The following is a 4,403-nucleotide window of genomic DNA, read 5'->3' as shown; positions in this document are numbered from 1 at the left end:
CGCATCGCCGCCGGTGCCGGCCTCAAGGTCGAGGAAGTCAACAAGGTGCTGAAGATGCATCGCAACATGGCCGACATGATGAAGGCGATGGGGCAGGGCAAGCGCGGCCCGATGGCCGGCATCGCGCAGGCGATGGGCTTTGGCGGTGGCGGCATGCCGTCGCCGGAGCAGATGAAGGCGCTGGCGGAGAAGATGCCTCAGGGCGGCGCGCCTGGCGCGATGCCGTCGCTGCCGAAAGAATTTCCGGGTCTCGGAGGACTCGGCAAGCCGACGCTTCCGGGCCTCGGCGGTTTTCCCGGTTTCGGGAAGAAGAAATAACGCGTTTCCAATTACTCACATTCAAACGAACACTCAGGAGAATCCCATGTCCGTCGTTATCCGTCTCGCGCGCGCAGGCACCAAGAAGCGTCCCGTCTATCACGTCGTCGTCGCCGACTCGCGTTTCCCCCGCGATGGTCGCTTCATCGAGCGTCTCGGTTACTTCAACCCGCTGCTCGCCAAGGACAACGAGCTGCGCCTGAAGCTCGACATGGAGAAGGTCAAGGTCTGGCTCGCCAAGGGCGCGCAGCCCTCGGACCGTGTCGCCCGCTTCCTCGATGCCGCCGGCGTTGCCAAGCGCGAAGCCCGCAGCAATCCGGAGAAGGCGATTCCGCGCAAGGAGCGCAAGGTGATCGCGGAAGCCAAGGCCGCTGAAATTGCCGCCGCCAAGTCGGCCGCCGCCGCCGCCGCCAAAGCCGCCGCCGCGGCAGCGAAGTAAGTCTTGATGCTCGCATCCTCATGCCCGGCGATACGCGACCTGCGTCGCGCGGGCCGGCGTGAGGTGCGCTCATGACAACCCCGAAAATCTGCGTCGCGCGAATTGGCGCGCCGCATGGTGTGCGCGGCGCCGTCAAGCTCTGGACCTTTACCGAGGATCCGCTGGCGGTGACCGATTACGGCCCGCTGAAAACGCTGGATGGCGGTCGAACCTTTGAGGTTGATACCGTCCGCGAGGCCAATGGCCATTTGGTTGCGACCTTCAAGGGCGTCGACAGCCGCGAGGACGCCGAACGGCTCAACGGCGTCGAACTCTACATCCCCCGTGAAAAACTGCCCGATACCGAGGACGGCGAATATTACCACGCCGATCTGATCGGGCTTGCCGCGATCGATGCCGCCGGCGCGCCGGTCGGACGCGTCGTCGCGGTGCATAATTTCGGCGCCGGCGACATCATCGAGATCGCGCCGCCGCTAGGCAACACGCTGCTGCTGCCCTTTACCAATGCGGTAGTGCCGACCGTCGATCTGAAGGCCGGTCATGTGGTGATCGAGATGCCCGCGGAAATCATCGGCGAAGATCCCACCACATCGGACGACTGAGGTGGTGTGGCGCGCCACCGTGCTGACGCTGTTTCCGGAGATGTTTCCCGGGCCGCTCGGCATCAGCCTGGCCGGCCGCGCGCTGGCCTCCGGCGTGTGGGCTTTGGACTCCCGTGATATCCGCGCGTCCGCGACGGATCGCCACCGCAGCGTCGATGATACCCCGGCCGGTGGCGGTCCCGGGATGGTGTTGCGCGCCGACGTTCTGGCCGCGGCAATCGACGCCACCATCCTGCCGCAGGACGTGCCGCGCCTCGTCATGAGCCCGCGCGGTCGGCCGTTGACCCAGGCGCGGGTCGCGGAACTCGCGGCCGGCCCGGGGCCGCTGATCGTCTGCGGCCGTTTTGAGGGTATCGACCAGCGCGTCATCGACGCCCGCGGGCTCGAGGAGGTCTCTATCGGCGACTATGTATTGTCAGGCGGCGAGATCGCGGCGATGACGCTGATCGACGCCTGCGTGCGGCTGTTGCCCGGTGTGATGGGCAAGCTTTGCTCCGGCACCGACGAGAGCTTTTCCGACGGGCTGCTGGAATATCCGCAATATACCCGTCCGCAGTCGTTCGAGGATCGACCGATTCCTGAAATCCTGCTGTCCGGCGACCATGCGAGGGTCGCCAGATGGCGCCAGGCAGCGGCCGAGACGCTGACGCAGGAGCGGCGACCCGACCTTTGGGCCGCCCGGCCGAAGCCGTCGGAATCGGCCCGCAAACGAAAGCCGCCAAAAAACACGACGGATGGGTGACAACGCGTTCCGTATGCCGTATAGGGACGCCAAATCCGTGCAATGGCAGGATAGATGGACGTGTGCGCAGCCCGCGCCGATGTCTGGGCGCGCCGCCGATGGAGATTTCAATGAACCTTATTCAGACGCTCGAAAAAGAGCAGTTCGACCGCCTTTCCGCCACCAAGACGATCCCGGAATTCGGTCCCGGCGACACCGTCATCGTCAACGTCAAGGTTGTCGAAGGCGAGCGCTCCCGCGTGCAGGCCTATGAAGGCGTCTGCATCGGCCGTTCCGGCGGCGGCATCAACGAGAGCTTCACGGTTCGCAAGATCTCCTACGGTGAAGGCGTCGAGCGCGTATTCCCGACGCTGTCGCCGATGATCGATTCGATCAAGGTGGTACGTCGCGGCAAGGTGCGTCGCGCCAAGCTGTATTACCTGCGCAACCTGCGCGGCAAGTCGGCCCGCATCGTCGAGAAGAAGACCGAGCGTCCCGTCAAGGTCGCTGCCGGCGCGGCTGCCGCCAAGTAACTTTCCAATCCGTCCATGCGATCAAAGCGCGGCGCAAGCCGCGCTTTTTTGCGTCTGCGGCAGATCCAATCGATACGCGATCGGCGGCGTCGGTCGCGCATGTGATGGCGGACTGCGCGATTGCCTGGTCTCGACCTTCTCCGGGTCATGCCGGATGCGTCACTCTCGCCCCTTGGCATCGCCGCTGTCGCCTGTAGACAGCAAGGGCTCCCGCGCAGGCCCGTCGTTTGAACGGGATGTCGGCGCATCGGCGCCCGAGCGCTGATCGGTCGATGTGGCTGCGGGCAAACCGGCGCGATGCGCGCCGGAGTCTGAACGGATTGGCCGCATGGAACTCAAGTCCCTGATCGTCTTCGTCGACCCTTCGCCGGGCGGCGAATCGCGGACGCGTTACGCCGTCAGGCTGGCGGTCCAGCACGACGCGCATCTGATCGGCGTCTTCATCGTCCCGGCGGCCTGGAAGCTGAGCCCGCTGGATTCCTACGTGAAGGGCGCCGGCGCGGTCGGCGAAATGGTCGCGCGCCATGACCGCCTCGAGCACGAAGCGGCCGCGGCGGCCATCAGGCATTTCGAAGCCGTGGCCGGTCGGGAGCGGCTCAGCTTTGAGTTCCGGTCGATCCAGGAAAGCCGTGCCGACGAATTGGTGCGCCTGCACTCGCTGCACACTGACCTCGTCATCGTGGGTCACCCGTCGCCCGGTGGCTTGCCGGCGCAGCAATCGCCGGCCGACTTGCTGCTGGAGACCGGGGTGCCATTCCTGATCGTGCCGGATGCCTGGGAGAGCGACGTTGTCGCGAGCAACATCCTGTTCGCCTGGAATGCCAGCCGGGAGGCTCGCCGAGCGATCAGCGATGCGCTTCCGCTCATGAAAGCCGCGCAATCGGTGGCGGTGCTGGTGATCGATCCGCAGAAAAACCCCGCGCATGGCGAGCAGCCTGGCGCGGACGTGGCGCATTACCTCAGCCGGCACGGCGTTGTCGCGCATGTCGAAGAGCGGCAATCGGACGGGATCGCCGTGGCCGATGTGATTCGGGATTTCGCCGTCCATCATCAGTCAGACCTGATCGTGCTGGGCGCATACAGCCACGCGCGAACCCGCCAGTTTATTTTCGGCGGCGTCACGCGCTCACTGCTCGGCAACGTCCAGGTTCCGATCCTGATCGCCCATTGAGCGGCGAATCGCCAGCGGTCCATCGTTTCGCCCGGGACCGATGTCGGTCGCACCCTCGTGCTCGCCGGCGGTAGTATCGACTTGCTGCTCACCGATGCGGCCCGGCTGGCCAATATTGATTTCGCCGTGCCGGACGGTGTGGTCCACAAGCCAGCTGGTCGCCATATCCGCGTTGATGCGGTTGCGCCGGCCGGAACGGCCGCGGCTCGTCAGTGAGGCGAGAAGTTTCCGAGGCAGATCCGGCCCCGGCAAAGTCAGAGACCCGGATCGATATTTCTTGTCACGGGGGGAGGAGGGCGCGCCAGACGGACGACCAAATTCCGGAAAGCGCTTCTCCGACCGTGACGCAGGTCTTGATTTTCGCGCTGGACGTCGGCTGCCGCGCATTTGATTTCGTCGGCGCCCCGTGAAGTCGGCTGCCCAACGATGCGAATCGCCTGCAATTCCCGGGGTTTTTTAGTCCCTCCCCGGAACGAACATCGCGTGACGTTTTTCTGACGATTTGTCGTTGACAGGATCGGGGGCTGGCCCCTATAACCCGACCACTGGACGCGAGCGGCGCCGGGGCCAACGGCCCGGGCGAGTTGCTCGCGCTTCAGAAGCTCCTCAGCTCGAAGAG

5 protein-coding genes and 2 pseudogenes are annotated in these 4,403 nt (G+C 65.2%); all 7 read left to right on the top strand.

All coding sequences use genetic code 11. The features are described 5' to 3' along the window. Positions 1 to 318 (top strand): annotated as a pseudogene (locus tag Q0S16_RS21190) (signal recognition particle protein); the annotation flags it as partial. 46 nt (positions 319 to 364) lie between these two features. Next, positions 365 to 685, top strand: a pseudogene (gene rpsP / locus Q0S16_RS21185) (30S ribosomal protein S16); the annotation flags it as partial. A 143-nt stretch (positions 686 to 828) separates the two neighbouring features. After that, complete coding sequence (gene rimM / locus Q0S16_RS21180; RefSeq protein ID WP_295852652.1) at positions 829 to 1,359, top strand: ribosome maturation factor RimM; 531 nt, start codon at positions 829 to 831, stop codon at positions 1,357 to 1,359. Between the two features lies 1 nt (position 1,360). Then, positions 1,361 to 2,101: a tRNA (guanosine(37)-N1)-methyltransferase TrmD gene (gene trmD / locus Q0S16_RS21175; protein ID WP_295852650.1), complete on the top strand. Its 741-nt coding sequence runs from the start codon at positions 1,361 to 1,363 to the stop codon at positions 2,099 to 2,101. A gap of 110 nt (positions 2,102 to 2,211) precedes the next feature. Further along, the gene (rplS, locus tag Q0S16_RS21170) at positions 2,212 to 2,613 is read left to right on the top strand and encodes a 50S ribosomal protein L19 (protein WP_295852645.1); all 402 of its coding nucleotides are present in this window, start codon (positions 2,212 to 2,214) and stop codon (positions 2,611 to 2,613) included. A gap of 328 nt (positions 2,614 to 2,941) precedes the next feature. Next, on the top strand, positions 2,942 to 3,784 hold the full coding sequence (locus Q0S16_RS21165; protein WP_295852641.1) for a universal stress protein: 843 nt from the start codon (positions 2,942 to 2,944) through the stop codon (positions 3,782 to 3,784). An 81-nt stretch (positions 3,785 to 3,865) separates the two neighbouring features. Continuing rightward, positions 3,866 to 4,000: a hypothetical protein gene (locus Q0S16_RS21160; protein ID WP_295852637.1), complete on the top strand. Its 135-nt coding sequence runs from the start codon at positions 3,866 to 3,868 to the stop codon at positions 3,998 to 4,000. The last annotated feature ends 403 nt before the right edge of the window (positions 4,001 to 4,403 follow it).

Source organism: Tardiphaga sp., assembly GCF_025356345.1.
Lineage (GTDB): Bacteria > Pseudomonadota > Alphaproteobacteria > Rhizobiales > Xanthobacteraceae > Tardiphaga.
Note: the sequence above shows the minus strand (reverse complement) of the source record. Positions and strands in the feature narration are given on the sequence as shown.